Genomic DNA, 25057 nt, shown 5'->3' on the forward strand with positions numbered 1-25057 from the left:
TAACGCATGCGACGTATAGCAGTGATGGGCGCCGCGGGGCGCATGGGCAAGACCCTGGTCGAGGCCGTGCAACTGCGTTCGCCGCTCTCGGGGCTGACCGCGGCGATCGTGCGTCCGGGCAGTTCTCTGGTGGGGGCGGATGCGGGTGAGCTGGCATCCCTGGGGCGTCTTGGCGTGCCGATGTCCGATAGCCTGGAGAAGGTGGTTGATGAGTTCGATGTGCTGATCGACTTCACCTTGCCGGAAGTGATGCTCAAGAACCTGGCGTTCTGCCGCAAGGCAGGCAAGGCCATGGTGATCGGTACCACCGGCCTGGGCGCAAAGGAAAAGCAATTGCTGGCCGAGGCGGGCAAGGAGATTCCGATCGTCTTCGCTGCCAACTTCAGTGTTGGGGTCAACTTGTCGCTGAAGCTGCTGGATATGGCGGCTCGGGTGCTGGGTGATGATGCGGATATCGAGATCATCGAGGCGCATCACCGGCACAAGATCGATGCGCCATCGGGCACCGCCCTGCGCATGGGTGAGGTGATCGCCAGCGCCCTGGGGCGCGATCTGCAGCAGGTCGCGGTGTATGGTCGTGAAGGTCATACCGGCGCCCGTGAGCGTGAAACCATCGGCTTCGCCACGGTTCGTGGTGGCGATGTGGTGGGGGATCACACCGTGCTGTTTGCCACAGAGGGCGAGCGCCTGGAGATTACCCACAAGGCCTCCAGTCGCATGACCTTCGCCAAGGGCGCGGTGCGTGCCGCGCTGTGGCTGGACGGGCGCGAGGCCGGCCTTTACGACATGCAGGATGTGCTGGATCTGCGTTGAGATGCATCTGAAGTGGGGTTGAGGCTGTCCTTCAGCCCCACTTCGTACCGCTAGGCGATGTTCTGTCGCATTCCTCTGCCTTTAGGGCTCATTAGCGGTGGACCGAAAAAGCCTTTTTCTGTAAGCTACAGCTTTAGTGTGTCCACTAAAAGCGCGCAGATAATTCGACGAAGAAGCGGGGTGACGTGTCTATACGTCATTCCGCTTTTTTGCAGCCTGCGATCGCCCTTTCAGGCTCTATTTACGGGAGGTCTTCTTGACTAAGCCAGCCATACTCGCCCTTGCTGATGGCAGCATTTTTCGTGGCGAAGCCATTGGAGCCGACGGTCAAACCGTTGGTGAGGTGGTGTTCAACACCGCAATGACCGGCTATCAGGAAATCCTTACCGATCCTTCCTACGCCCAGCAAATCGTTACCCTGACTTATCCCCACATCGGCAACACCGGCACCACGCCGGAAGATGCCGAGTCCGACCGCGTCTGGTCGGCTGGCCTGGTCATCCGTGACCTGCCGCTGGTGGCCAGCAACTGGCGTAACACCCTGTCTCTGTCCGATTACCTGAAAGCCAACAACGTGGTGGCAATCGCCGGTATCGACACCCGTCGCCTGACCCGCATCCTGCGTGAGAAAGGTGCACAGAACGGCTGCATCATGGCCGGTGACAACATTTCCGAAGAGGCGGCGATCGCCGCAGCGCGTGGCTTCCCTGGCCTCAAAGGCATGGACCTGGCGAAAGTCGTCAGTACCAAGGAAAGCTACGAGTGGCGTTCGACTGTCTGGGATCTGAAGACCGACAGCCACGCCACCATCGAGGCTTCCGAGCTGCCGTACCACGTGGTTGCCTACGACTACGGGGTCAAGCTGAACATTCTGCGCATGCTGGTAGAGCGCGGTTGCCGCGTGACCGTGGTGCCTGCCCAGACGCCAGCGAGCGACGTCCTGGCTCTCAAGCCTGACGGCGTGTTCCTGTCCAACGGCCCAGGTGACCCCGAGCCTTGCGACTATGCCATCAAGGCGATCAAGGAAATCCTCGAAACCGAGATTCCGGTGTTCGGCATCTGCCTGGGTCACCAACTGCTGGCCCTGGCCTCGGGTGCCAAGACCCTGAAAATGGGCCACGGCCACCACGGTGCCAACCACCCGGTGCAGGACCTGGACAGCGGCGTGGTCATGATCACCAGCCAGAACCACGGTTTTGCGGTGGATGAAGCCACGCTGCCGGCCAACGTCCGGGCGATCCACAAGTCGCTGTTCGACGGCACCCTGCAAGGTATCGAGCTTACCGACAAGAGCGCGTTCAGCTTCCAGGGCCACCCTGAAGCCAGCCCGGGCCCGAACGATGTGGCGCCGCTGTTCGACCGCTTCATCAACGAGATGGCCAAGCGACGCTAAGCGCTCGCCTTGAAAGTGTAGCGAGCAGCGCTTGAGGGCGGCCCCGGCAAATCCGGCGGAGCCCCTCAGGCGCCTCAGAGAATGTTCAAGACGGCTTGCCGACTGACCTGCGGATTTGAGTGACAACCCATGCCAAAACGTACAGACATTAAAAGCATCCTGATTCTTGGCGCTGGCCCGATCGTGATCGGCCAGGCCTGTGAATTCGACTACTCCGGCGCCCAGGCTTGCAAGGCCCTGCGCGAAGAGGGTTACCGGGTCATCCTGGTGAACTCCAACCCGGCCACCATCATGACCGACCCGGCCATGGCCGACGCCACCTACATCGAGCCGATCAAGTGGCAGACCGTTGCCAAGATCATCGAAAAAGAGCGTCCGGACGCGCTGCTGCCGACCATGGGTGGCCAGACTGCGCTGAACTGCGCCCTGGACCTGGAGCGTGAAGGCGTCCTGGAGAAGTTCGGCGTAGAGATGATCGGCGCCAACGCCGACACCATCGACAAGGCTGAAGACCGTTCGCGCTTCGACGCTGCCATGAAGTCCATCGGCCTGGCGTGCCCGCGCTCCGGTATTGCCCACAGCATGGAAGAGGCCAATGCGGTCCTCGACAAGCTGGGCTTCCCTTGCATCATCCGTCCATCCTTCACCATGGGTGGCACCGGTGGTGGCATCGCCTACAACCGCGAAGAGTTCGAAGAAATCTGCGCCCGCGGTCTGGACCTGTCGCCGACCAAGGAACTGCTGATCGACGAATCCCTGATCGGCTGGAAAGAGTACGAGATGGAGGTGGTCCGCGATAAGAAGGACAACTGCATCATCGTCTGCTCCATCGAGAACTTCGACCCGATGGGCGTGCACACCGGTGACTCCATCACCGTGGCTCCGGCACAGACCCTGACCGACAAGGAATACCAGATCCTGCGTAACGCCTCCCTGGCGGTGCTGCGCGAGATCGGCGTGGAAACCGGCGGTTCCAACGTGCAGTTCGGCATCTGCCCGAACACTGGCCGCATGGTCGTGATCGAGATGAACCCCCGGGTATCCCGCTCCTCGGCGCTGGCTTCGAAAGCCACCGGCTTCCCGATCGCCAAGGTCGCGGCCAAGCTGGCTGTGGGCTACACCCTGGACGAGCTGTCCAACGACATCACCGGCGGCAAGACCCCGGCGTCCTTCGAGCCGTCCATCGACTACGTCGTGACCAAGCTGCCACGCTTCGCCTTCGAGAAGTTCTCCAAGGCCGACGCGCGCCTGACCACCCAGATGAAGTCGGTGGGTGAAGTCATGGCCATTGGTCGGACCTTCCAGGAATCCCTGCAGAAAGCCCTGCGCGGCCTGGAAGTGGGCGTTTGCGGCCTGGATCCCAAGCTCGACCTGAGCAATCCGGAAAGCATGAACGTGCTCAAGCGCGAGCTGACCGTGCCCGGCGCCGAGCGTATCTGGTACGTGGCGGATGCCTTCCGTGCCGGCATGACCGTCGAGCAAATCTTCGGCATGAACATGATCGACCCTTGGTTCCTGGTGCAGATCGAAGACCTGATCAAGGAAGAAGAGAAGGTCAAGACCCTGGGCCTGTCGGCCATTGACCGCGACCTGATGTTCCGCCTCAAGCGCAAAGGCTTCTCCGATCAGCGTCTGGCCAAGTTGCTGGGCGTGACCGAGAAGAACCTGCGTACCCACCGCCACAAGCTGGAAGTGTTCCCGGTCTACAAGCGCGTCGACACCTGCGCCGCCGAGTTCGCCACCGACACCGCGTACCTGTACTCCACTTATGAAGAAGAGTGCGAGGCCGCGCCGTCGACCCGCGACAAGATCATGATCCTGGGTGGTGGGCCAAACCGTATCGGCCAGGGCATCGAGTTCGACTACTGCTGCGTACACGCCGCCCTGGCGCTGCGCGACGATGGTTACGAAACCATCATGGTCAACTGCAACCCGGAAACCGTTTCCACCGACTACGACACTTCGGATCGCCTGTACTTCGAGCCGGTGACCCTGGAAGACGTGCTGGAAATCGTCCGTGTCGAGAAGCCAAAAGGCGTGATCGTGCAGTACGGCGGCCAGACTCCGCTGAAACTGGCTCGTGCCCTGGAAGCCGCCGGCGTGCCGATCATCGGCACCAGCCCAGACGCTATCGACCGCGCTGAAGACCGTGAGCGTTTCCAGCAGATGGTCGAACGCCTGAACCTGCGTCAGCCACCAAACGCTACCGTGCGCAGCGAAGACGAAGCGATTCGTGCCGCCGCCAAGATCGGTTACCCGCTGGTGGTGCGTCCGTCCTACGTGCTGGGCGGCCGGGCGATGGAAATCGTCTACGAGGAAGATGAACTCAAGCGCTACTTGCGCGAAGCGGTGCAAGTGTCCAACGACAGCCCGGTGCTGCTGGATCACTTCCTCAACTGCGCCATTGAAATGGACGTGGATGCGGTCTGCGATGGCACCGACGTAGTGATCGGCGCCATCATGCAGCACATCGAGCAGGCCGGCGTTCACTCCGGTGACTCCGCGTGCTCGCTGCCGCCTTACTCGCTGCCGGCGCACATCCAGGACGAGATGCGCGAACAGGTCAAGAAAATGGCCCTGGAGCTGGGTGTGGTTGGCCTGATGAACGTGCAGCTGGCCCTGCAAGGCGATCAGATCTACGTCATCGAAGTGAACCCGCGCGCTTCCCGGACCGTACCGTTCGTTTCCAAGTGCATCGGTGTCTCCCTGGCGATGATCGCTGCTCGTGTGATGGCCGGTAAGACCCTGAAAGAGCTGGGCTTCACCAAGGAAATCATTCCGAACTTCTACAGCGTCAAGGAAGCGGTATTCCCGTTTGCCAAGTTCCCGGGCGTCGACCCGATCCTCGGCCCAGAGATGAAGTCCACCGGCGAAGTGATGGGCGTGGGCGACACCTTCGGCGAAGCCTTTGCCAAGGCCCAGATGGGTGCCAGCGAGGTGCTGCCGACCGGCGGTACTGCGTTCATCAGCGTGCGCGACGATGACAAGCCTCTGGTTGCGGGCGTGGCCCGTGATCTGATCAACTTGGGCTTCGAAGTGGTCGCTACTGCGGGCACCGCCAAGCTGATCGAGGCGGCCGGTCTGAAAGTGCGTCGTGTGAACAAGGTGACTGAAGGTCGTCCACATGTGGTCGATATGATCAAGAACGACGAAGTCACTCTGATCATCAACACCACTGAAGGTCGTCAGTCGATTGCTGACTCCTATTCCATTCGTCGTAACGCCTTGCAGCACAAGATCTACTGCACCACCACCATTGCTGCTGGCGAAGCTATCTGTGAAGCGTTGAAGTTCGGTCCGGAAAAGACCGTGCGTCGCTTGCAGGATCTACACGCAGGATTGAAGGCATGAATAAATACCCAATGACCGTCCAGGGCGCGCGCGCCCTGGAAGAAGAGCATGCTCACCTGACCAAGGTCGTGCGTCCGAAGCTCAGCCAGGACATCGGTACGGCCCGCGAGTTGGGTGACCTGAAGGAAAACGCCGAATACCATGCCGCTCGCGAACAGCAGGGCATGGTCGAGGCGCGGATCCGCGATATTGAAGGCCGCCTGCAGAACTCGGTGGTCATCGATGTCACGACCATTCCCCATACCGGCAAGGTGATCTTTGGCACCACGGTAGAAATCGCCAACGTCGAAACTGACGAAAGCGTTACCTACCAGATCGTGGGTGAGGACGAGGCTGACATCAAACTCGGTAAAATTTCCGTCGGCTCGCCGATCGCTCGCGCCTTGATTGCCAAGGAAGAGGGTGATGTGGTGGCGGTCAAAACGCCTGGTGGCGTTATCGAGTACGAGATTGTCGAAGTCCGTCACATCTGAAAGAAGGCGCCCGCTGCATGCGGGCGCCATGCTTTGGCAGCTGGCCCAGATGTTATGGGTCGGCGGCTTGTGGTTGTTGCATCTCGGCTTGCTGCCCGCCCTGGGGCAGATTGGCCTTGCCCCCTTGCTGATCGAAGAAGTCTCGTCGCTGCTCAGTGCGTTGCTGGTAGGTTTTTCGGCGGCGTGCCTGGTCCTGCAGATACTGGTATTGATCCAGTCCGAAGGGCTGAGGAGCTTGTGGCGGGATATTCGGGGGCAACTGCTATTGATGGCGATGTATGCGTGTGCGATGTATTTCGTCGTACGCATCTGGTTGCCGGAAGCTCAGCGCTGGCAGTTGTTCAGCTATCTGGTCCTGGGTTTTTCCGGGCTGGTACTAGTGTTGCAACCAGTGCCAGGATGGGGTGGCAGGGTGCGCCAGGCACACCCTTGACCCGAGTCGACGTCAGTGGAAACGATGGACGTTCGACAATTGCTTGTTTACCTTGGCGTTCTTGCGGTAGATCAGCGCCATCTTGCCGATGACCTGCACCAGATCCGCTTTGCCGGCTTTGCACAGTTCGGCAATGGCTTCCAGGCGCGACTCGCGCTCGAGGATGTTGAGCTTGATCTTGATCAGCTCGTGATCGCTCAAGGCGCGTTCAAGTTCGGCTAATACACCTTCGGTCAAACCGTTGTCAGCCACAGTCAATACTGGTTTCAGATGGTGGCCAATGGATTTGTACTGTTTCTTCTGCTCTTGAGTGAGCGGCATAATCTGACCCCTGCGTCTGATCTTGTAAAAAGCGGCGGCCAGTTTACCCGAGCGAGTCCGGGACCGCCCAGTTAATCACGACCCGTTTTATTTTGAGGTGGCCCGTGGCCCGTTCCAAAACTAGCCATAACTGGCTGAAAGAGCACTTCAACGACCCATTCGTCAAAATGGCGCAAAAAGATGGGTACCGTTCCCGTGCCAGCTACAAACTGCTGGAGATCCAGGAAAAGGACCGCCTTATCCGTCCTGGCATGAGTGTGATCGACCTGGGGGCCGCCCCGGGTGGCTGGTCGCAGGTGACCAGTCGTCTGATTGGTGGCCAGGGGCGCCTGATTGCCTCGGACATCCTGGAAATGGACAGCATTCCCGATGTGACCTTTATTCAAGGGGATTTCACTGAGGATGCGGTATTGGCGCAGATCCTCGAGGCGGTCGGAAATTCTGAAGTTGACCTTGTGATTTCCGATATGGCCCCCAATATGAGTGGGTTAGCAGCCGTGGATATGCCGCGAGCGATGTTCCTGTGCGAGTTGGCGCTGGATCTTGCAGGTCGGGTCTTGCGTCCAGGTGGTGATTTTCTGATCAAGATCTTCCAGGGGGAAGGCTTCGATGAGTACCACAAGAGCGTGCGGCAGATGTTCGAGAAAGTGCAGATGCGCAAACCGACGTCGTCCCGTGATCGTTCTCGGGAGCAATACCTGCTGGGGCGCGGCTTCCGTGGTCGTAGTGAGTAAGTAAGAGTTTTGACTGGGGTGATAGGATTTTCGTATTTCGCCCCGTCAGATTAAGCGCATATTGTGTAGTCTAAGTTTCACATAGGGTTACAGACAGCGCCTGCCAGAGCTGTAGGTAATGTAGTAAGTTAGGCCGGTGAATATCATGCGAAGCGCGCGCCAGTAGCGGAGCTTGCTTCAGAGGGTAGTTAATTGAACGACATGGCAAAGAATCTGATCCTGTGGTTGATCATCGCCGCCGTCCTGGTGACGGTGATGAACAACTTCTCCAGCCCTAACGAGCCGCAGACCCTCAACTATTCCGACTTCATCCAGCAAGTTAAGGATGGCAAGGTCGAGCGCGTAGCGGTTGATGGCTACGTGATTACCGGCAAGCGCAACGATGGCGACAGCTTCAAGACCATTCGTCCTGCCATTCAGGACAATGGCCTGATCGGCGACCTGGTGGACAACCACGTGGTGGTCGAAGGCAAGCAGCCTGAACAGCAAAGCATCTGGACTCAACTGCTGGTGGCCAGCTTCCCGATCCTGGTGATCATCGCGGTGTTCATGTTCTTCATGCGCCAGATGCAGGGTGGTGCCGGAGGCAAGGGCGGGCCGATGAGTTTCGGCAAGAGCAAGGCGCGCTTGCTGTCTGAAGATCAGGTGAAAACTACCTTGGCTGACGTTGCCGGTTGCGACGAGGCCAAGGAAGAAGTAGGTGAGTTGGTTGAATTCCTCCGTGACCCAGGCAAGTTCCAGCGTCTGGGCGGTCGTATCCCTCGCGGCGTGTTGATGGTGGGCCCACCAGGTACCGGTAAGACGTTGCTGGCCAAAGCCATCGCTGGTGAAGCCAAGGTGCCGTTCTTCACCATTTCCGGTTCCGACTTCGTCGAAATGTTCGTCGGTGTGGGTGCCAGCCGCGTCCGTGACATGTTCGAGCAAGCCAAGAAGCATGCTCCTTGCATCATCTTCATCGACGAGATCGACGCCGTCGGTCGTCACCGTGGCGCCGGCATGGGCGGCGGTCATGATGAGCGTGAGCAGACCCTCAACCAGTTGCTGGTTGAGATGGATGGTTTCGAAATGAACGACGGCATCATCGTGATCGCCGCCACCAACCGCCCTGACGTACTGGACCCGGCCTTGCTGCGTCCGGGCCGTTTCGACCGTCAGGTCGTGGTTGGCCTGCCGGACATTCGCGGTCGCGAGCAGATTCTCAAGGTGCACATGCGTAAAGTGCCAATGGGCGACGACGTCGCACCTGCGGTAATCGCCCGCGGTACCCCGGGTTTCTCCGGTGCCGACCTGGCGAACCTGGTCAACGAGGCCTCGCTGTTTGCGGCACGTACCGGCAAGCGCATCGTTGAAATGAAAGAATTCGAACTGGCCAAGGACAAGATCATGATGGGCGCGGAGCGCAAATCCATGGTCATGTCCGAAAAAGAGAAGCAGAACACGGCTTATCACGAAGCCGGCCATGCCATTGTTGGCCGTGTCGTGCCCGAACATGATCCGGTCTACAAGGTGTCGATCATCCCTCGCGGTCGGGCCTTGGGTGTCACCATGTTCCTGCCGGAAGAAGATCGCTACAGCCTTTCCAAGCGTGCGTTGATCAGCCAGATCTGCTCGCTCTACGGCGGTCGTATCGCTGAAGAAATGACCCTTGGCTTCGATGGCGTGACCACAGGCGCCTCCAACGACATCATGCGTGCCAGCCAGATCGCGCGGAACATGGTGACCAAATGGGGTCTTTCCGAGAAGCTTGGTCCGCTGATGTATGCCGAGGAAGAGGGTGAGGTGTTCCTGGGGCGCAGTGCGGGTAGCCAGCATGCGAGCCTGTCTGCGGAAACGGCGAAACTGATCGATTCCGAGGTGCGCAGCATCATCGATCAGTGCTACGGCACCGCCAAGCAGATCCTGACGGACAATCGCGACAAGCTGGACGCCATGGCGGACGCCCTGATGAAGTACGAAACCATCGACGCCGATCAGATCGACGACATCATGGCAGGACGTACTCCACGCGAACCTCGTGATTGGGAGGGCGGCTCGGGTACTCCTCCTCCAGTCGTACAGAATGAGCGTCCGGAAACACCCATTGGCGGCCCAGCAGCCGACCACTAAGGTTTTAAATGACTTCTGTTCCTTCCTCCACCCGGTTGCCTTGCGGCAACCGGGTTCTTGATTTGGCCCGTGCGCATGTCATGGGCATCTTGAATGTAACTCCCGATTCCTTCTCTGATGGTGGCCGCTTCAGCCAGCTTGATCTGGCTTTGCAGCATGCCGAGGCCATGGTCGCGGCCGGTGCTACGCTGATTGACGTCGGTGGCGAATCCACTCGCCCGGGTGCCCGTGCGGTATCGCCGCTGGAGGAGTTGGAGCGCGTCGCGCCTGTGGTCGAGCGTATCCACCGTGAGTTGGATGTGATCATTTCTGTTGATACCTCGACACCGGCGGTGATGCGTGAAACCGCTCGCCTCGGCGCAGGGCTGATCAATGACGTTCGTTCGTTGCGCCGGGAGGGTGCCCTGGATGCGGCGGCCGCCACTGGCTTGCCGGTGTGTCTGATGCACATGCTGGGTGAGCCTGGCGATATGCAGGACAACCCGCATTATCAGGATGTGACCCGAGAGGTTGCCGAGTTCCTGGCTGAGCGCATGGCTCAGTGTGCGTCAGTGGGCATCGGTCCAGAGCGGATTGTGCTCGATCCGGGCTTCGGTTTTGCCAAGACCCTGCAGCACAACCTGAGCCTGTTCAAGCATATGGATGCCTTGCATGCCCTTGGGCGCCCGTTGTTGGTTGGGGTGTCGCGCAAGAGCATGATTGGCCTGGCCTTGAATCGCCCCGTAGGTGAGCGATTGCACGGCAGTCTGGCGCTAGCGGCCCTGGCAGTGGCCAAGGGCGCGAAAATTATCCGTGTCCATGATGTCGCCGAGACAGTGGATGTGGTGCGAATGATTGCGGCAGTGGAATCCGCCGAATAAGAATGATGGAGTACTTATGACTAAAAAATACTTTGGCACCGACGGCATCCGCGGTCGTGTAGGCGAATTTCCTATCACTCCTGATTTCATGCTCAAGCTCGGCTGGGCCGCCGGCATGGCATTTCGCAGCATGGGCGCTTGCCGCGTGCTGGTAGGCAAGGACACGCGTATTTCCGGGTACATGTTCGAGTCTGCACTGGAGGCCGGGTTGTCTGCAGCTGGTGCCGATGTGATGCTCCTGGGGCCCATGCCGACTCCGGCCATTGCTTACCTGACGCGCACTTTCCATGCGGAGGCGGGAATCGTTATCAGTGCCTCGCACAATCCTCATGATGACAACGGCATCAAGTTCTTCTCGGGTGAAGGCACCAAGCTGCCTGACGAGGTCGAGCTGATGATCGAAGAGTTGCTGGATACGCCGATGACCGTGGTCGAGTCGAGCAAGCTCGGCAAGGTATCGCGGATCAACGACGCTTCCGGGCGCTATATCGAATTCTGCAAAAGCAGCGTGCCTTCCAGCACCAGCTTCGCTGGTTTGAAAGTTGTTCTCGACTGCGCTCATGGTGCGACCTACAAGGTGGCGCCAAGCGTGTTCCGGGAGTTGGGGGCGCAGGTTACTGTGCTGTCCGCGCAACCCAATGGCTTGAACATCAACGAGAACTGCGGCTCGACCCACATGGGCCAATTGCAGGCGGCTGTCCTGGCCGAGCATGCGGACCTGGGAATCGCCTTTGATGGCGATGGTGACCGGGTGCTGATGGTCGATCAGACCGGCGCGATCGTGGATGGTGATGAGTTGTTGTTCATCATCGCTCGCGACCTGCATGAGCGTGACAAGCTGCAAGGCGGCGTGGTTGGAACGCTCATGAGCAACCTGGGGCTGGAGCTGGCCCTGGCGGACTTGGGTATCCCCTTTGTCCGGGCCAACGTCGGTGACCGTTATGTGATCGCCGAGCTGCTGGAGCGCAATTGGCTGGTAGGTGGTGAAAACTCCGGGCACATCGTGTGCTTCCGTCATGCTACTACCGGGGATGCGATCATTGCCGCGCTGCAGGTGCTGATGGCGCTCAAGGCTCGTGGTGAAAGCCTGGCCCAGTCCCGTCAGGGGCTGCGCAAGTGTCCTCAGGTACTGGTCAATGTGCGCTTTGGCGGCGGCGAGAACCCGGTCGAGCATCCTGCGGTGAAAGAGGCTTGCGAGCGTGTCACGGCCGCTATGGCGGGGCGTGGTCGGGTTCTGTTGCGCAAGTCGGGTACCGAGCCTCTGGTGCGCGTGATGGTTGAAGGCGACGACGAAGCTCAGGTTCGCGCTTACGCCGAAGAGCTGGCGAAACTGGTTGCTGAAGTTTCTGCCTGATTTCGGCTTGCCAGTGTTGTTTTGGTTGGGTAACATCTGCGCCCACTTTGACCGACGAGGTACAGCATGCGTCGCCCTATGGTAGCTGGTAACTGGAAGATGCACGGTACCCGCGCCAGCGTCGCTGAGCTGATCAACGGCCTTCGTCATCTGGCCTTGCCAAGCGGTGTTGATGTCGCGGTATTCCCGCCTTGCTTGTATATCAATCAAGTGATTGATGGCTTGAAGGGCAAGTCGATTCAGGTCGGCGCGCAGAACTCTGCGGTGGAATCCATGCAAGGTGCATTGACGGGCGAGATAGCCCCGAGTCAGTTGGTGGATGCAGGTTGTTCCCTGGTGCTGGTTGGGCACTCCGAGCGCCGCCTGATCATGGGTGAGCGTGACGCGACTCTCAATCGCAAGTTCGCAGCGGCGCAGGCCTGTGGCTTGAAGCCGGTTCTGTGTGTAGGGGAGACCCTCGAGCAGCGCGAAGCCGGGAAGACTCTAGAGGTTGTCGGGCGTCAGCTGGGCAGCATCATCGAGGAGTTGGGTGTTGGTGCGTTCGCCAATGCTGTTATCGCTTACGAGCCGGTCTGGGCCATTGGTACCGGGCTGACTGCGACACCGCAACAGGCGCAGGATGTGCACGCAGCTATCCGCGCGCAGTTGGCGGCAGAAAATTCTGAAGTGGCACGAGGTGTGCGGCTTCTATACGGCGGCAGCGTGAAGGCGGCCAATGCGGTCGAACTGTTCGGCATGCCGGATATCGATGGGGGGCTCATTGGTGGAGCTTCCCTGAATGCAGATGAGTTCGGTGCGATCTGTCGCGCCGCGGGAAACTGAAAAAATGCTGGAAACAGTCGTAGTCGTTTTTCATCTGCTGGGTGCCCTGGGCGTAGTTGCTCTGGTTTTGCTGCAGCAGGGTAAAGGTGCGGATGCTGGCGCGTCTTTCGGTGCAGGTGCTTCAAATACTGTGTTCGGAAGCCAAGGTTCCTCTACCTTTCTTAGTAAGTTTACTGCTATACTTGCCGCCGGTTTCTTCATAACCAGCTTGGGGTTAGGTTACTTTGCTAAAGAGAAAGCTCACCAGCTGACTCAAGTAGGTTTGCCAGATCCAGCAGTGCTTGAAGTACCAAAGCAAAAACCGGCTTCTGATGATGTCCCGGTGCTCCAAGAGCAAAAGTCGGCCAACAGCGCGACTGACGTACCTCCAGCTCCAGAGCAGAAGTAAGAAGAGTTTCACGCAGTAACGTAGTCTATGCCGAGGTGGTGGAATTGGTAGACACGCAACCTTGAGGTGGTTGTGCCCATAGGGTGTAGGGGTTCGAGTCCCCTTCTCGGTACCAATTATCAGGAGAGCCCGCTGTTGCGGGCTTTCTTGTAGGTGGAAGGTTACATTGACCCAAAAAGGGATCAGTCGTATACTTCCGCCCCAGCTTTGTCGCGGGGTGGAGCAGTCTGGTAGCTCGTCGGGCTCATAACCCGAAGGTCGTCGGTTCAAATCCGGCCCCCGCAACCAGTTTTAGCGGAGCCCCTTTTCAGGGGCTTTTTGTTAGCTGGACACTTTACAACGCCGCTATTCAACGGCGTTTCCGGGATGGGCGCTTCGCCCATTTTTTATTTGCACAAGCATGCACGAGGGGGTTCAGGTGTCGAGCAAGCTAGAACAGTTGCAGGCCTTGTTGGCCCCGGTGGTCGTGGCCCTTGGCTATGAATGCTGGGGTATTGAGTTTTCGGCTCAGGGTCGCCACTCATTGTTGCGCGTTTATATCGATAAAGAAGGCGGCGTGCTGGTGGACGATTGCGCCATCGTCAGCCGTCAGATCAGTGGTGTTCTCGACGTAGAAGATCCGATCTCCGTTGAATACACCCTTGAAGTTTCCTCTCCTGGCATGGAACGCCCACTGTTCACTCTTGAACAGTTTGCCAAGTATGTCGGTGAGCAAGTGAAGATCAAACTGCGCTCGCCCTTCGAAGGTCGGCGTAATTTTCAGGGCCTTCTCCGCGGGGTGGAGGAACAGGATGTCGTGGTGCAAGTGGATGACCATGAGTTCCTGTTGCCGATCGATATGATCGACAAGGCCAACATAATTCCCAGTTTTGACTGAGACGCGGATCCCGCGGATCCAATGGCTTGCGAAAGGCGAGGCGTACGATGAGCAAAGAAGTACTGCTGGTTGTTGAGTCGGTATCCAATGAAAAGGGTGTACCGGCAAGCGTAATTTTTGAAGCGCTGGAGCTGGCCCTGGCCACTGCTACCAAGAAGCGTTTTGAGGACGAAGTAGACCTGCGTGTGGAAATCAATCGCCACACTGGTTCCTACGAAACTTTCCGTCGCTGGACGGTGGTCGAAGAAGCCGACCTGGATGATCCAGCGGTCGAGACCTGGTTGAGCAAGGCTCGCGAAACCCATCCCGATGCCAAAGTCGGTGATGTGATCGAAGAAAAGATCGAATCCATCGAGTTCGGCCGCATCGCTGCCCAGACCGCCAAGCAGGTCATCGTGCAGAAGGTTCGCGAAGCCGAGCGCGCACAGGTAGTTGATGCCTATCGCGAGCGCCTGGGGGAAATCATCTCCGGCACCGTGAAAAAAGTGACACGTGACAACGTGATCGTCGACCTGGGTAACAACGCCGAAGCGTTGCTGGCCCGTGAAGACATCATCTCCCGTGAGACTTTCCGGGTTGGCGTGCGCCTGCGCGCGCTGCTCAAGGAAATCCGCACCGAGAACCGCGGCCCGCAGCTGATCCTGTCGCGTACCGCGCCGGAAATGCTGATCGAGCTGTTCCGTATCGAAGTGCCGGAAATTGCCGAAGGCCTGATCGAAGTAATGGCCGCCTCCCGTGATCCGGGTTCGCGGGCCAAGATCGCAGTTCGCTCCAAGGACAAGCGCATCGACCCGCAGGGCGCGTGCATTGGTATGCGCGGTTCGCGCGTCCAGGCCGTTTCCGGTGAGTTGGGTGGCGAGCGTGTGGATATCGTCCTGTGGGATGAGAACCCGGCGCAGTTCGTGATCAACGCCATGTCGCCGGCCGAAGTCGCGGCAATTATCGTCGACGAAGATGCCCATGCCATGGACATCGCCGTTGGCGCAGACAATCTGGCTCAAGCCATCGGTCGTGGTGGTCAGAACGTGCGTCTGGCCAGCCAATTGACTGGCTGGACCCTGAACGTGATGACCGAATCGGACATCCAGGCCAAGCAGCAAGCAGAAACCGGCGACATCCTGCGCAATTTCATCGACGAGCTGGAAGTCGATGAAGAACTGGCACAGGTTCTGGTTGATGAAGGCTTCACCAGCCTGGAAGAGATTGCCTACGTACCGCTGGAAGAAATGCTCAACATCGACGGCTTTGACGAAGACATCGTCAACGAGCTTCGCGCTCGGGCCAAGGATCGCTTGTTGACTAAAGCCATCGCTACTGAGGAAAAGCTGGCAGACGCCCATCCGGCCGAAGACCTGCTCTCGCTTGAGGGTATGGACAAGGATTTGGCGATGGAACTGGCGGTGCGCGGCGTAATTACCCGCGAAGACCTGGCCGAGCAGTCTATTGACGACCTGCTCGACATCGACGGCATTGACGATGATCGTGCCGGCAAGTTGATCATGGCCGCCCGAGCCCACTGGTTCGAGTAATTAGGCGCGGCCTGAGGAGAGAAGTGCATGACGCAAGTCACGGTGAAACAACTGGCCGATGAGGTCAAAACACCGGTAGAGCGCCTGCTGCAGCAGATGCGTGAGGCAGGTCTGCCGCACACCGCCGCCGAGGAACATGTGAGCGACAGTGAGAAGCAGTCGTTGCTGACTCACCTGAAAAGCAGTCACAAGGCGAAAGTGGAAGAACCACGCAAAATTACTTTGCAGCGCAAGACCACCAGCACCCTGCGGGTTGCTGGCAGCAAGAGCATCAGCGTTGAAGTGCGCAAGAAGAAAGTCTTCGTACAGCGCAGCCCGGAAGAAATCGAAGCCGAGCGTCAACGCGAACTGGAAGAGCGTCGCGCAGTAGAAAATGCTGCTCGTCAGAAGGCTGAAGAAGAAGCCAAGCGTCGCGCCGAAGAAGAAGCGCGTCGCCAGCCTGCTCCGGTGGCCGAGCCGGTTGCTGCGCAAGCGGCAGCTCCTGCTCCAGCGCCTGTAGTCGAGCCTGTGCAGGAAGCTCCGGTAGCCGCTGCGGCTCCAGCAGCTGACGCGCGCAAGAAAGACGAACAGCGCCGTCCGGATAAGACCCGCAACGACGACAATCGTCGTGGCGGCGATGGCGAGCGCAAAAATGCTCCGCATCGTGCTTCGGTCAAGGAAAAGGCCCCAGCGCCGCGCGTTGCCCCACGTACCACCGACGAAGAAAGCGATGGCTTCCGTCGTGGTGGTCGCGGCAAGGCCAAGCTGAAGAAACGCAACGCTCACGGTTTCCAGAGCCCAACCGGGCCAGTGGTACGTGACGTGCAGATCGGCGAGACCATCACTGTGGGCGAACTGGCCCAGCAGATGTCGGTCAAGGCTGCCGAAGTCATCAAGTTCATGTTCAAGCTGGGTACTCCAGCCACCATCAACCAGGTTCTGGACCAGGAAACTGCCCAGCTGGTTGCTGAAGAACTGGGCCACAAAGTGACCCTGGTCAGCGACACCGCCCTGGAAGATTCCCTGGCCGAGTCCCTGAAGTTCGAAGGTGAAGCGGTTGCCCGTGCGCCGGTCGTGACCGTAATGGGCCACGTTGACCACGGTAAGACCTCGTTGCTGGACTACATCCGTCGCGCCAAAGTGGCCGCGGGCGAGGCCGGCGGCATCACCCAGCACATCGGTGCCTACCACGTAGAAACCGAGCGCGGCATGGTCACCTTCCTCGACACCCCTGGTCACGCCGCGTTTACCGCCATGCGTGCCCGTGGTGCCAAGGCCACCGACATCGTGATCCTGGTGGTTGCAGCGGACGACGGCGTAATGCCGCAGACCGTTGAAGCTGTTCAGCACGCACAAGCTGCCGGCGTTCCGCTGGTGGTTGCGGTGAACAAGATCGACAAGCCGGGCGCTGACCTGGACCGCATCCGCAGTGAGCTTTCGGTTCACGGCGTGACGTCGGAAGACTGGGGTGGTGATACTCCATTCGTACCGGTCTCCGCGAAAATGGGTACCGGTGTCGACGACCTGCTGGAAGCGGTTCTGCTGCAAGCCGAAGTCCTGGAACTCAAGGCGACTCCTTCGGCCCCGGGCCGTGGTGTCGTGGTCGAGTCCCGCCTCGACAAGGGCCGCGGCCCGGTAGCTACCGTGCTGGTTCAAGACGGTACGCTGCGTCAAGGCGACATGGTGCTGGTCGGCTCGAACTATGGTCGCGTGCGCGCCATGCTCGACGAGAACGGCAAGCCCATCAAGGAAGCCGGTCCTTCCATTCCGGTCGAGATCCTCGGCCTGGACGGTACTCCGGACGCTGGCGACGAGATGAGCGTGGTTGCCGACGAGAAGAAAGCCCGTGAAGTGGCGCTGTTCCGTCAAGGCAAGTTCCGTGAGGTCAAGCTGGCCCGTGCTCACGCCGGCAAGCTGGAAAACATCTTCGAAAGCATGGGCCAGGAAGAGAAGAAGACGCTCAACATCGTCCTCAAATCCGACGTCCGTGGTTCGCTGGAAGCTCTGCAAGGCGCTCTGAACGGCCTGGGCAACGACGAAGTGCAAGTGCGCGTAGTGGGCGGCGGCGTCGGTGGTATCACCGAAAGCGACGCCAACCTGGCACTGGCCTCCAACGCTGTACTGTTCGGCTTCAACGTGCGTGCCGATGCCGGCGCACGGAAGATCGTCGAGCAGGAAGGTCTGGATATGCGTTACTACAACGTGATCTACGACATCATCGAAGACGTCAAGAAAGCCCTGACCGGTATGTTGGGCAGCGACGTTCGGGAGAACATCCTGGGTGTTGCCGAAGTTCGCGACGTGTTCCGCTCGCCGAAGTTTGGCGCGATCGCCGGTTGCATGGTCATCGAAGGTGTCGTGCACCGTAACCGTCCAATCCGCGTACTGCGTGAAGACATCGTTATCTTCGAAGGCGAGCTGGAATCCCTGCGCCGCTTCAAGGATGACGCCTCTGAAGTACGTGCCGGCATGGAATGCGGTATCGGCGTGAAGAGCTACAACGACGTCAAAGTCGGCGACAAGATCGAAGTCTTCGAGAAGGTCCAGGTTGCTCGCAGCCTCTAACTCGCGCACTTCAAGAGCCCTGATGGCCGCTCGCATGCAAATGCACGGCGCCCTCGGCGGCCTCTAAACGCAACGCCCGGTCTGGCTTCCGCCAGGCCGGGCGTTTGCCGCTTTCAGACCACACGGGTTTCACCGTGAGGCAGTAACAGGTAACAAGACATGGCAAAAGAATACAGCCGTACCCAACGTATCGGTGATCAGATGCAGCGCGAACTGGCGCAACTGATCCGTCGTGAAGTCAAGGATCCCCGCGTCGGCCTGGTGACCATCACCGCCGTGGAAGTCAGCCGCGACGTCGGCCACGCGAAGATCTTCATCACCGTGATGGGCCAGGAGAACGCCGAGCAAATCGCCCAGAGCATCAAGGTGCTGAACTCGGCGGCAGGTTTCCTGCGCATGCAATTGGCCAAGGAAATGAAGCTGCGCAGCGTGCCGCAACTGCACTTCCATTACGACGAGAGCGTGGCCCGCGGGGCGCACCTGTCGGCCCTGATCGAGCGTGCCGTGGCTGAAGACAGCCAGCATGGCGACGCGCCTGCCCCTGAAGACGCCAAGGAGTAAGCGGTGGCTCAGGTCAAGCGTATCCGTCGTAACGTCAGCGGCATCATCCTCCTGGACAAGCCGCTGGGCTTCACCTCCAACGCGGCGCTGCAGAAGGTCCGTTGGCTGCTCAATGCCGAGAAGGCCGGTCACACCGGTAGCCTCGACCCCCTGGCCACCGGCGTTTTGCCGCTGTGCTTTGGCGAGGCCACCAAGTTCTCGCAATACCTGCTCGATTCCGACAAGGGTTACGAAACCCTGGCTCAGTTGGGCAAGACCACCACCACCGCGGACGCTGAAGGCGAAGTTTTGCAGACCCGCGAAGTGACCGTTGGTCGTGCCGATATCGAGGCGGTATTGCCGGAATTTCGTGGCGAAATCAAGCAGATACCGCCGATGTACTCGGCCCTCAAGCGCGATGGCCAGCCACTCTACAAACTGGCTCGTGCAGGGGAAGTGGTGGAGCGCGAACCGCGTTCTGTTACTATTGCGCGCTTGGAATTGCTCGCCTTCGAAGGTGACACCGCTCGCCTGGCGGTGGACTGCAGCAAAGGCACCTATATCCGTACCCTGGTGGAAGATATCGGTGAAAAGCTCGGCTGTGGTGCCTACGTTGCAGAACTGCGACGGACCCAGGCCGGACCTTTCAGCCTGGCGCAGACGGTCACCCTGGAAGAGCTTGAAGCCGTGCACGCCGAAGGCGGCAACGAAGCGGTAGACCGCTTCCTGATGCCATCGGACAGCGGCCTGCTGGATTGGCCGCTGCTGCAATTCTCGGAGCACAGCGCGTTCTACTGGCTCAACGGCCAGCCGGTACGTGCCCCGGATGCACCGAAGTTCGGCATGGTGCGGGTACAGGATCACAACGGTCGCTTCATCGGTATCGGTGAAGTGAGCGAAGACGGGCGCATCGCGCCACGTCGACTGATTCGGTCAGAATGACCGGACGAGGGTGGCTGTTAACAGGCACGGTCACTACTCATTTATAGATACAGGGATTTGTCCCTGGCCTGTTGAAACTGTTCTTGAACAGTTTCCTGATATAAGGATTGCCCACATGGCACTCAGCGTTGAAGAAAAAGCTCAGATCGTAACCGACTACCAGCAAGCTGTTGGTGACACTGGTTCGCCAGAAGTGCAAGTTGCACTGCTGACCGCCAACATCAACAAACTGCAAGGTCACTTCAAAGCCAACGGTAAAGACCACCACTCCCGTCGTGGCCTGATCCGCATGGTAAACCAGCGTCGTAAGCTGCTGGACTACCTGAAAGGCAAGGACCTGAGCCGTTACAGCACCCTGATCGGTCGTCTGGGTCTGCGTCGCTAATCAGCGATTGCGCTATGAGGTTGGTTGTTTGCCATGCGTCAGCGGTTTTTCCGCCGGCGTATGGCAGGCTCCCAGCCTCAAGTTTTATCTGCTGCACTGTTTTACCTGGACAATAAAGGCTGGGCCGATTCCCCGCATTGCCCAAGAATTTCGCAAGAATCAAGTTTCCCCAAGAGCCACAAAGAAGGTAGGACACCGTGAACCCGGTAATCAAAAAATTCCAGTTCGGTCAGTCGACCGTAACCCTCGAGACTGGCCGTATCGCCCGTCAGGCCTCCGGCGCAGTATTGGTCACCGTTGACGACGACGTCAGCGTATTGGTGACCGTGGTTGGCGCCAAGCAAGCCGATCCAGGCAAGGGCTTCTTCCCTCTGTCTGTTCACTACCAGGAGAAGACTTACGCTGCCGGTAAGATCCCTGGCGGTTTCTTCAAGCGCGAAGGCCGTCCTTCCGAGAAAGAAACCCTGACCTCGCGTCTGATCGACCGTCCGATCCGCCCTCTGTTCCCAGAAGGCTTCATGAACGAAGTGCAGGTAGTCTGCACCGTGGTTTCCACCAGCAAGAAGACCGATCCGGACATCGCTGCGATGATCGGTACCTCGGCTGCCCTGGCGATCTCCGGCATTCCTTTCGATGGCCCGATCGGCGCCGCTCGCGTGGCATTCCACGAAAGCACCGGCTACCTGCTGAACCCGACCTACGAGCAACTGGCTGCTTCGAGCCTGGACATGGTCGTGGCCGGTACCGAAGAAGCCGTACTGATGGTTGAGTCGGAAGCCAAAGAGCTGACCGAAGACCAGATGCTGGGCGCCGTACTGTTCGCCCACGACGAATTCCAGTCGGTGATCAAGGCTGTCAAAGAGTTGGCCGCCGAAGCTGCCAAGCCTACTTGGGACTGGGCTGCTGCCCCAGAAGCCACCGAACTGCTGGGCGCTATCCGTGCCGAGTTCGGCGAAGCCATCTCCCAGGCTTACACCATCACCGTCAAGGCCGACCGTTACGCTCGCCTGGGCGAGCTGAAAGACCAGGTCGTCGCCAAGCTCTCCGGTGAAGAAGGCCAGCCTTCGGCGTCCGACGTCAAAGCCGCTTTCGGCGAGATCGAATACCGCACCGTTCGCGAAAACATCGTCAACGGCAAGCCTCGTATCGACGGCCGCGACACCCGTACCGTACGTCCGCTGAACATCGAAGTTGGCGTACTGCCCAAGACTCACGGTTCGGCCCTGTTCACCCGTGGCGAAACCCAGGCCCTGGTGGTTGCGACCCTGGGTACTGCCCGTGACGCACAGCTGCTGGACACCCTGGAAGGCGAGAAGAAAGACCCCTTCATGCTGCACTACAACTTCCCTCCGTTCTCGGTGGGCGAGTGTGGTCGCATGGGCGGCGCTGGTCGTCGTGAAATCGGTCACGGCCGTCTGGCCCGTCGTTCGGTCCAGGCCATGCTGCCAGCCGCCGACGTGTTCCCTTACACCATCCGCGTAGTATCGGAAATCACCGAGTCCAACGGTTCCAGCTCCATGGCTTCCGTGTGCGGTGCTTCCCTGGCGCTGATGGACGCTGGTGTACCCATGAAGGCGCCGGTTGCCGGTATCGCCATGGGCCTGGTCAAGGAAGGCGAGAAGTTCGCAGTCCTGACCGACATCCTGGGTGACGAAGACCACCTGGGCGACATGGACTTCAAGGTAGCCGGTACCGCCAAAGGCGTCACCGCGCTGCAGATGGACATCAAGATCAAGGGCATCACCGAAGAGATCATGGAGATCGCCCTGGGCCAGGCCCTGGAAGCTCGCCTGAACATCCTCGGTCAGATGAACCAGATCATCGGTCAGTCCCGTACCGAGCTGTCGGCCAACGCTCCGACCATGATCGCGATGAAGATCGACACCGACAAGATCCGTGACGTCATCGGTAAAGGCGGCGCCACCATCCGCGCGATCTGTGAAGAAACCAAGGCTTCGATCGACATCGAAGACGACGGCTCGATCAAGATCTTCGGCGAAACCAAGGAAGCTGCAGAGGCCGCGCGCCAGCGCGTTCTGGGCATCACCGCGGAAGCCGAGATCGGCAAGATCTACGTCGGCAAGGTTGAGCGCATCGTTGACTTCGGTGCCTTCGTCAACATCCTGCCGGGCAAGGACGGTCTGGTGCACATCTCCATGCTGAGCGACGCTCGCGTTGAGAAAGTCACCGACATCCTGAAAGAAGGCCAGGAGGTGGAAGTGCTGGTACTGGACGTGGACAACCGCGGCCGTATCAAGCTGTCCATCAAAGACGTGGCGGCAGCCAAGGCTTCGGGCGTTTAATCACCCTTTAGCCTTACGCTGAACAAGCAGACGCCCCGACTGGTTCGGGGCGTTTTGCTATCTGCCATAAGGCCTTCTGGTTGCTGGCCCGGAGCGCGGGTGCTAGGTTTTAGCCCACGCCGGTGTAGCTCAGTCGGTAGAGCAGCGCACTCGTAACGCGAAGGTCGCAGGTTCGATTCCTGTCTCCGGCACCACATTTCGGGTTGAGAGCAGTTTATGGCTGTCTAAACCCACCCTCCCAACAAAGTTCGCCAGGCTTTGAATAAGCGCCCTTGAAAGGCAGGAAACTACGGAGCACCCGCAAAAGTGTGCTTTGGAAGCTTCAGAGGTTCCCGGTGCTATTCAATTGAGCGCTCCTATAGTTGTTTGTGGACGTGCGCCTCTTTGTTCATGCGGATTTAGCAGTCAAGAGAGACTTGTATCAACGAAGACTCTCTGCGCCTGTACTCAGCACCCCGTACTGAGTTTCCAGTGGTTTGCTCGGGGTTATCTGGTTTCGGTGTTTTTGTGTCTGGACGAGGTTAGTTGCCCAGTTGTTCAAACCTGTGCAGGTCATGAACCGGGTGGTAGCAGCCAGGGGCATTGCGCATAATGACGCCCGCAAATCATGGAGTGACCGGTGTGAAGAAGTGGAAGTTGGCATTGGCCGGCGTAGTGTCGCTATCCCTTGCAGCCTGTGAGAAAGGACCCTCTTATGAGTTTGAGGGGGAATATTTTGCCGCTGAAGGCGAAGACTGCACGACGCCAACGAATACCAAAGACCTGGAGCAATATTTCTTAAGAATAACCAAGCAGGTACAGGGTGGAAGTGTGTTGTATTCCGCTGAGTTTCCTGCCGCTTCGAGGGCACGGCTGCCTGTTGTCAGCGTACAAAGCGTTTCACCAAGCGATGATAATGAACTGACTTTCAATTTCGCTGAAACCAAGGTGCCGCAGAGTCGTCCAGAGAGTCCGACATTGAATTTCGTAGTTACTGTCATCCCTAACCAAAGCAAGGAAGGGTATCTATGGCTGACTAAAGCCGGGATCCTCATAGCCAAGGATGGAGAAGTAAAGGAGTTCGATATTCTCGATAATCTAAGAAGGCTTATCGACGTCGGGCAGACAGGCGCTTGCTTGAGAAAAGGAACAGCTACGGCTGTGGGGTCCTAGCTCCGTAAGCGGGTGAAACACCGGCATGAAATATCGCTGCGCCTGCATTTGCGAAATCTCGTTCTCTGAAGATTCTGCCGAGCTGGCGTCTGCCGATGGCTTGGAAAACCTGGAGTTTTTCTCCAATGGGTGCATCAGGTCATATAAATCGTGGACCAAAGGTCCTATATTCGGTCCCTGTCTGAGTACCAGCATGCTGTTTTCAGATGATCCAGAATGGTTCTGAAGGCCAGATAAATCGAAGTTCACAACGGTTTTTTGCGGCAGAGAGATCCCAACGATCCAGATCCATCTTCCATTCCCACGATCAGAGAGAACGAGATGATTCCTAAAGAGGCAAGAATCGACGTAGCGCTTGAAAGGTACCTGGCTGCCACGCCTTCCTTGCAAGAGGAAATCAGCGCCCTGAGCCCGGAAGAGCAGAAGCAGCAGGCGCAATGGGCGTTCGAGGACGAGGCGGAGTCCCGCGGCATCGAGCCATGGGAACTGGTGCTCGATCTGGTGGCAGAAACACCGGAGGAACTGAAGGCCATGCGCCTGGAGGTGCATCAGGAAGTTGCTGAGGCGCTGGGCATGGACCTGGAGGACTATCTGCAGCTCAACGAGATCGACAGTTGAGCACGACGCCAGCCTGAACCAGGCTGGCGTTTTTCATGGCTCAGAGGCTCAAGCGCATGGACAGGTCCAGCGCTTTCACGTCCTTGGTCATGGCACCGATGGAAATGTAATCCACCCCGGTCTCGGCGATCGGGCGCAAGGTGCTTTCGTTGATCCCGCCACTGGCTTCCAGCTTGGCCTTGCCGGCGTTCAGGCGCACGGCCTCGCGCATGTCGTCCAGGCTCAGTTCGTCGAGCATGATGATGTCGGCCCCAGCGGCCAGGGCCTCCTTCAGTTCCATCAGGCTTTCCACTTCCACTTCCACCGGCTTGCCCGGGGCGATCCTGTGGGCGGCGCTGATGGCCTGGGCGATACCGCCGCAGGCAGCGATGTGGTTTTCCTTGATCAGGAAGGCGTCATACAGGCCGATGCGGTGATTGTGGCAACCGCCACAGGTGACCGCGTACTTCTGTGCCAGGCGCAGGCCCGGCAGGGTCTTGCGGGTATCCAGCAGCTTGACCTGGGTATCGGCGACAAAGTCCGCCAGGTACCGCGCGCGGGTGGCTACGCCGGACAGCAGTTGCAGAAAGTTCAGGGCACTGCGCTCTCCGGTGAGCAGCGAACGGGCCGGGCCTTCAAGGTGGAACAGCACCTGGTTGGGTACCACCCGTTCGCCGTCGGCTACTTGCCAGTGCACAGCGACCCGCGGGTCCAGCTGGCGAAAGACCGCATCGACCCAGGCGGTGCCGGCGACTACTGCGGCTTCGCGGGTAATGATGGTGGCTTTGGCCAGACGTTCGGCCGGGATCAGTTGCGCGGTGATGTCGCCGCTGCCGATGTCTTCCAGCAACGCACGGCGCACGTTGGCTTCGATTTCGGCGGTCAGGTCGGCGAGGCGTAGATTCGGCATAACGGGCTCCACAAACAAAGTGCGCCGATTATAGGGCCAGGGGATCAGCGAACCCAAGGTGGCAAATGCCTGTCAGGCATTGGCGAACCTGTCCTGGGTGGCTTTGTCTGATGAATAGGAGTGAATTTTCTTGAGCTGCTAAGGGTTATTTCGGAGGGGGCCACAGAGTGTGCTGGCGCAAGAGGGGACTTTTACAAGATAATATGACTTGTAATTGACGTCATAGCTTT

22 protein-coding genes and 3 tRNA genes are annotated in these 25057 nt (G+C 58.9%); 23 read left to right on the forward strand and 2 right to left on the reverse strand.

Annotated features, from left to right (window positions below; genetic code table 11):
* The first annotated feature begins 6 nt into the window (after positions 1-6).
* The 5 genes from dapB (at position 7) to KCG88_RS12620 (ending at position 6463) form a co-directional block, all read left to right on the forward strand.
* Positions 7-813, forward strand: a complete 807-nt coding sequence (gene dapB, locus KCG88_RS12600) for a 4-hydroxy-tetrahydrodipicolinate reductase (protein ID WP_047283883.1) — start codon at positions 7-9, stop codon at positions 811-813.
* Positions 814-1069: 256 nt separating this feature from the next.
* Positions 1070-2206, forward strand: coding sequence for a glutamine-hydrolyzing carbamoyl-phosphate synthase small subunit (gene carA, locus KCG88_RS12605; RefSeq protein ID WP_210712492.1), 1137 nt, complete (start codon positions 1070-1072; stop codon positions 2204-2206).
* A 129-nt stretch (positions 2207-2335) separates the two neighbouring features.
* On the forward strand, positions 2336-5557 hold the full coding sequence (carB, locus tag KCG88_RS12610) for a carbamoyl-phosphate synthase large subunit (protein ID WP_047283884.1): 3222 nt from the start codon (positions 2336-2338) through the stop codon (positions 5555-5557).
* Positions 5554-6030 (forward strand): transcription elongation factor GreA, encoded by a 477-nt coding sequence (greA, locus tag KCG88_RS12615; RefSeq protein WP_011059193.1) that lies wholly within the window; start codon positions 5554-5556, stop codon positions 6028-6030. The genes carB and greA overlap by 4 nt, the downstream gene beginning before the upstream one ends.
* 28 nt (positions 6031-6058) lie before the next feature.
* Positions 6059-6463, forward strand: coding sequence for an MFS transporter (locus KCG88_RS12620; protein ID WP_210712493.1), 405 nt, complete (start codon positions 6059-6061; stop codon positions 6461-6463).
* A gap of 12 nt (positions 6464-6475) precedes the next feature.
* On the opposite strand, the gene KCG88_RS12625 is transcribed toward KCG88_RS12620, so the two are convergent.
* A complete protein-coding gene (locus tag KCG88_RS12625) occupies positions 6476-6784 on the reverse strand; it encodes a YhbY family RNA-binding protein (RefSeq protein WP_007920867.1) in 309 nt (102 codons plus the stop codon).
* 104 nt (positions 6785-6888) lie between these two features.
* Here KCG88_RS12625 and rlmE point away from each other — a divergent pair, with 104 nt between their 5' ends.
* From rlmE to KCG88_RS12715, 18 genes are all read left to right on the forward strand, one after another.
* A complete protein-coding gene (rlmE, locus tag KCG88_RS12630; RefSeq protein WP_047283886.1) occupies positions 6889-7518 on the forward strand; it encodes a 23S rRNA (uridine(2552)-2'-O)-methyltransferase RlmE in 630 nt (209 codons plus the stop codon).
* Positions 7519-7719: 201 nt separating this feature from the next.
* Positions 7720-9624 (forward strand): ATP-dependent zinc metalloprotease FtsH, encoded by a 1905-nt coding sequence (gene ftsH, locus KCG88_RS12635; protein ID WP_011059197.1) that lies wholly within the window; start codon positions 7720-7722, stop codon positions 9622-9624.
* 8 nt (positions 9625-9632) lie between these two features.
* Positions 9633-10484: a dihydropteroate synthase gene (folP, locus tag KCG88_RS12640; RefSeq protein ID WP_047335680.1), complete on the forward strand. Its 852-nt coding sequence runs from the start codon at positions 9633-9635 to the stop codon at positions 10482-10484.
* A 16-nt stretch (positions 10485-10500) separates the two neighbouring features.
* On the forward strand, positions 10501-11838 hold the full coding sequence (glmM, locus tag KCG88_RS12645) for a phosphoglucosamine mutase (RefSeq protein WP_047335681.1): 1338 nt from the start codon (positions 10501-10503) through the stop codon (positions 11836-11838).
* Between the two features lie 66 nt (positions 11839-11904).
* The gene (gene tpiA, locus KCG88_RS12650; protein WP_011059200.1) at positions 11905-12660 is read left to right on the forward strand and encodes a triose-phosphate isomerase; all 756 of its coding nucleotides are present in this window, start codon (positions 11905-11907) and stop codon (positions 12658-12660) included.
* Positions 12661-12664: 4 nt separating this feature from the next.
* Entirely contained in the window at positions 12665-13048 is a 384-nt protein-coding gene (secG, locus tag KCG88_RS12655; RefSeq protein WP_015634120.1) for a preprotein translocase subunit SecG, read from the forward strand.
* A 29-nt stretch (positions 13049-13077) separates the two neighbouring features.
* A tRNA-Leu gene (locus tag KCG88_RS12660) sits at positions 13078-13163 on the forward strand.
* 96 nt (positions 13164-13259) lie between these two features.
* Positions 13260-13336 (forward strand) — tRNA-Met (locus KCG88_RS12665).
* A gap of 130 nt (positions 13337-13466) precedes the next feature.
* Complete coding sequence (gene rimP / locus KCG88_RS12670) at positions 13467-13925, forward strand: ribosome maturation factor RimP (protein ID WP_041120545.1); 459 nt, start codon at positions 13467-13469, stop codon at positions 13923-13925.
* Between the two features lie 47 nt (positions 13926-13972).
* Positions 13973-15454: a transcription termination factor NusA gene (gene nusA / locus KCG88_RS12675; RefSeq protein WP_011059201.1), complete on the forward strand. Its 1482-nt coding sequence runs from the start codon at positions 13973-13975 to the stop codon at positions 15452-15454.
* A 27-nt stretch (positions 15455-15481) separates the two neighbouring features.
* Entirely contained in the window at positions 15482-17998 is a 2517-nt protein-coding gene (gene infB / locus KCG88_RS12680; RefSeq protein ID WP_047335682.1) for a translation initiation factor IF-2, read from the forward strand.
* A 159-nt stretch (positions 17999-18157) separates the two neighbouring features.
* The gene (gene rbfA / locus KCG88_RS12685) at positions 18158-18559 is read left to right on the forward strand and encodes a 30S ribosome-binding factor RbfA (protein WP_011059203.1); all 402 of its coding nucleotides are present in this window, start codon (positions 18158-18160) and stop codon (positions 18557-18559) included.
* Between the two features lie 3 nt (positions 18560-18562).
* A complete protein-coding gene (truB, locus tag KCG88_RS12690) occupies positions 18563-19480 on the forward strand; it encodes a tRNA pseudouridine(55) synthase TruB (RefSeq protein ID WP_011059204.1) in 918 nt (305 codons plus the stop codon).
* A gap of 115 nt (positions 19481-19595) precedes the next feature.
* Entirely contained in the window at positions 19596-19865 is a 270-nt protein-coding gene (gene rpsO / locus KCG88_RS12695; RefSeq protein WP_011059205.1) for a 30S ribosomal protein S15, read from the forward strand.
* 197 nt (positions 19866-20062) lie between these two features.
* On the forward strand, positions 20063-22168 hold the full coding sequence (gene pnp, locus KCG88_RS12700) for a polyribonucleotide nucleotidyltransferase (RefSeq protein WP_015634122.1): 2106 nt from the start codon (positions 20063-20065) through the stop codon (positions 22166-22168).
* A 118-nt stretch (positions 22169-22286) separates the two neighbouring features.
* Positions 22287-22362: transfer RNA gene (locus tag KCG88_RS12705), tRNA-Thr, on the forward strand.
* Between the two features lie 427 nt (positions 22363-22789).
* Complete coding sequence (locus tag KCG88_RS12710; protein WP_047335683.1) at positions 22790-23320, forward strand: hypothetical protein; 531 nt, start codon at positions 22790-22792, stop codon at positions 23318-23320.
* 321 nt (positions 23321-23641) lie between these two features.
* The gene (locus KCG88_RS12715; protein WP_047283892.1) at positions 23642-23938 is read left to right on the forward strand and encodes a DUF6388 family protein; all 297 of its coding nucleotides are present in this window, start codon (positions 23642-23644) and stop codon (positions 23936-23938) included.
* Between the two features lie 40 nt (positions 23939-23978).
* Here KCG88_RS12715 and nadC read toward each other — a convergent pair whose 3' ends face one another.
* Positions 23979-24827: a carboxylating nicotinate-nucleotide diphosphorylase gene (nadC, locus tag KCG88_RS12720; protein WP_047283893.1), complete on the reverse strand. Its 849-nt coding sequence runs from the start codon at positions 24825-24827 to the stop codon at positions 23979-23981.
* Positions 24828-25057: the final 230 nt, after the last annotated feature.

Origin of the sequence: Pseudomonas sp. MWU349 (assembly GCF_017947325.1) — a bacterium.
Lineage (GTDB): Bacteria > Pseudomonadota > Gammaproteobacteria > Pseudomonadales > Pseudomonadaceae > Aquipseudomonas > Aquipseudomonas protegens.

What these genes read in the sequence shown, in the direction of transcription:
- folP (WP_047335680.1), top strand. Translation starts at nt 9,633, where the DNA reads ATGACTTCTGTTCCTTCCTCCACCCGGTTGCCTTGCGGCAACCGGGTT.
- infB (WP_047335682.1), top strand. Translation starts at nt 15,482, where the DNA reads ATGACGCAAGTCACGGTGAAACAACTGGCCGATGAGGTCAAAACACCG.
- dapB (WP_047283883.1), top strand. Translation starts at nt 7, where the DNA reads ATGCGACGTATAGCAGTGATGGGCGCCGCGGGGCGCATGGGCAAGACC.
- greA (WP_011059193.1), top strand. Translation starts at nt 5,554, where the DNA reads ATGAATAAATACCCAATGACCGTCCAGGGCGCGCGCGCCCTGGAAGAA.
- secG (WP_015634120.1), top strand. Translation starts at nt 12,665, where the DNA reads ATGCTGGAAACAGTCGTAGTCGTTTTTCATCTGCTGGGTGCCCTGGGC.
- tpiA (WP_011059200.1), top strand. Translation starts at nt 11,905, where the DNA reads ATGCGTCGCCCTATGGTAGCTGGTAACTGGAAGATGCACGGTACCCGC.
- ftsH (WP_011059197.1), top strand. Translation starts at nt 7,720, where the DNA reads ATGGCAAAGAATCTGATCCTGTGGTTGATCATCGCCGCCGTCCTGGTG.
- glmM (WP_047335681.1), top strand. Translation starts at nt 10,501, where the DNA reads ATGACTAAAAAATACTTTGGCACCGACGGCATCCGCGGTCGTGTAGGC.
- KCG88_RS12620 (WP_210712493.1), top strand. Translation starts at nt 6,059, where the DNA reads ATGCTTTGGCAGCTGGCCCAGATGTTATGGGTCGGCGGCTTGTGGTTG.
- nusA (WP_011059201.1), top strand. Translation starts at nt 13,973, where the DNA reads ATGAGCAAAGAAGTACTGCTGGTTGTTGAGTCGGTATCCAATGAAAAG.
- rpsO (WP_011059205.1), top strand. Translation starts at nt 19,596, where the DNA reads ATGGCACTCAGCGTTGAAGAAAAAGCTCAGATCGTAACCGACTACCAG.
- nadC (WP_047283893.1), bottom strand. Translation starts at nt 24,827, where the DNA reads ATGCCGAATCTACGCCTCGCCGACCTGACCGCCGAAATCGAAGCCAAC.
- KCG88_RS12625 (WP_007920867.1), bottom strand. Translation starts at nt 6,784, where the DNA reads ATGCCGCTCACTCAAGAGCAGAAGAAACAGTACAAATCCATTGGCCAC.
- carB (WP_047283884.1), top strand. Translation starts at nt 2,336, where the DNA reads ATGCCAAAACGTACAGACATTAAAAGCATCCTGATTCTTGGCGCTGGC.
- rbfA (WP_011059203.1), top strand. Translation starts at nt 18,158, where the DNA reads ATGGCAAAAGAATACAGCCGTACCCAACGTATCGGTGATCAGATGCAG.
- KCG88_RS12715 (WP_047283892.1), top strand. Translation starts at nt 23,642, where the DNA reads ATGATTCCTAAAGAGGCAAGAATCGACGTAGCGCTTGAAAGGTACCTG.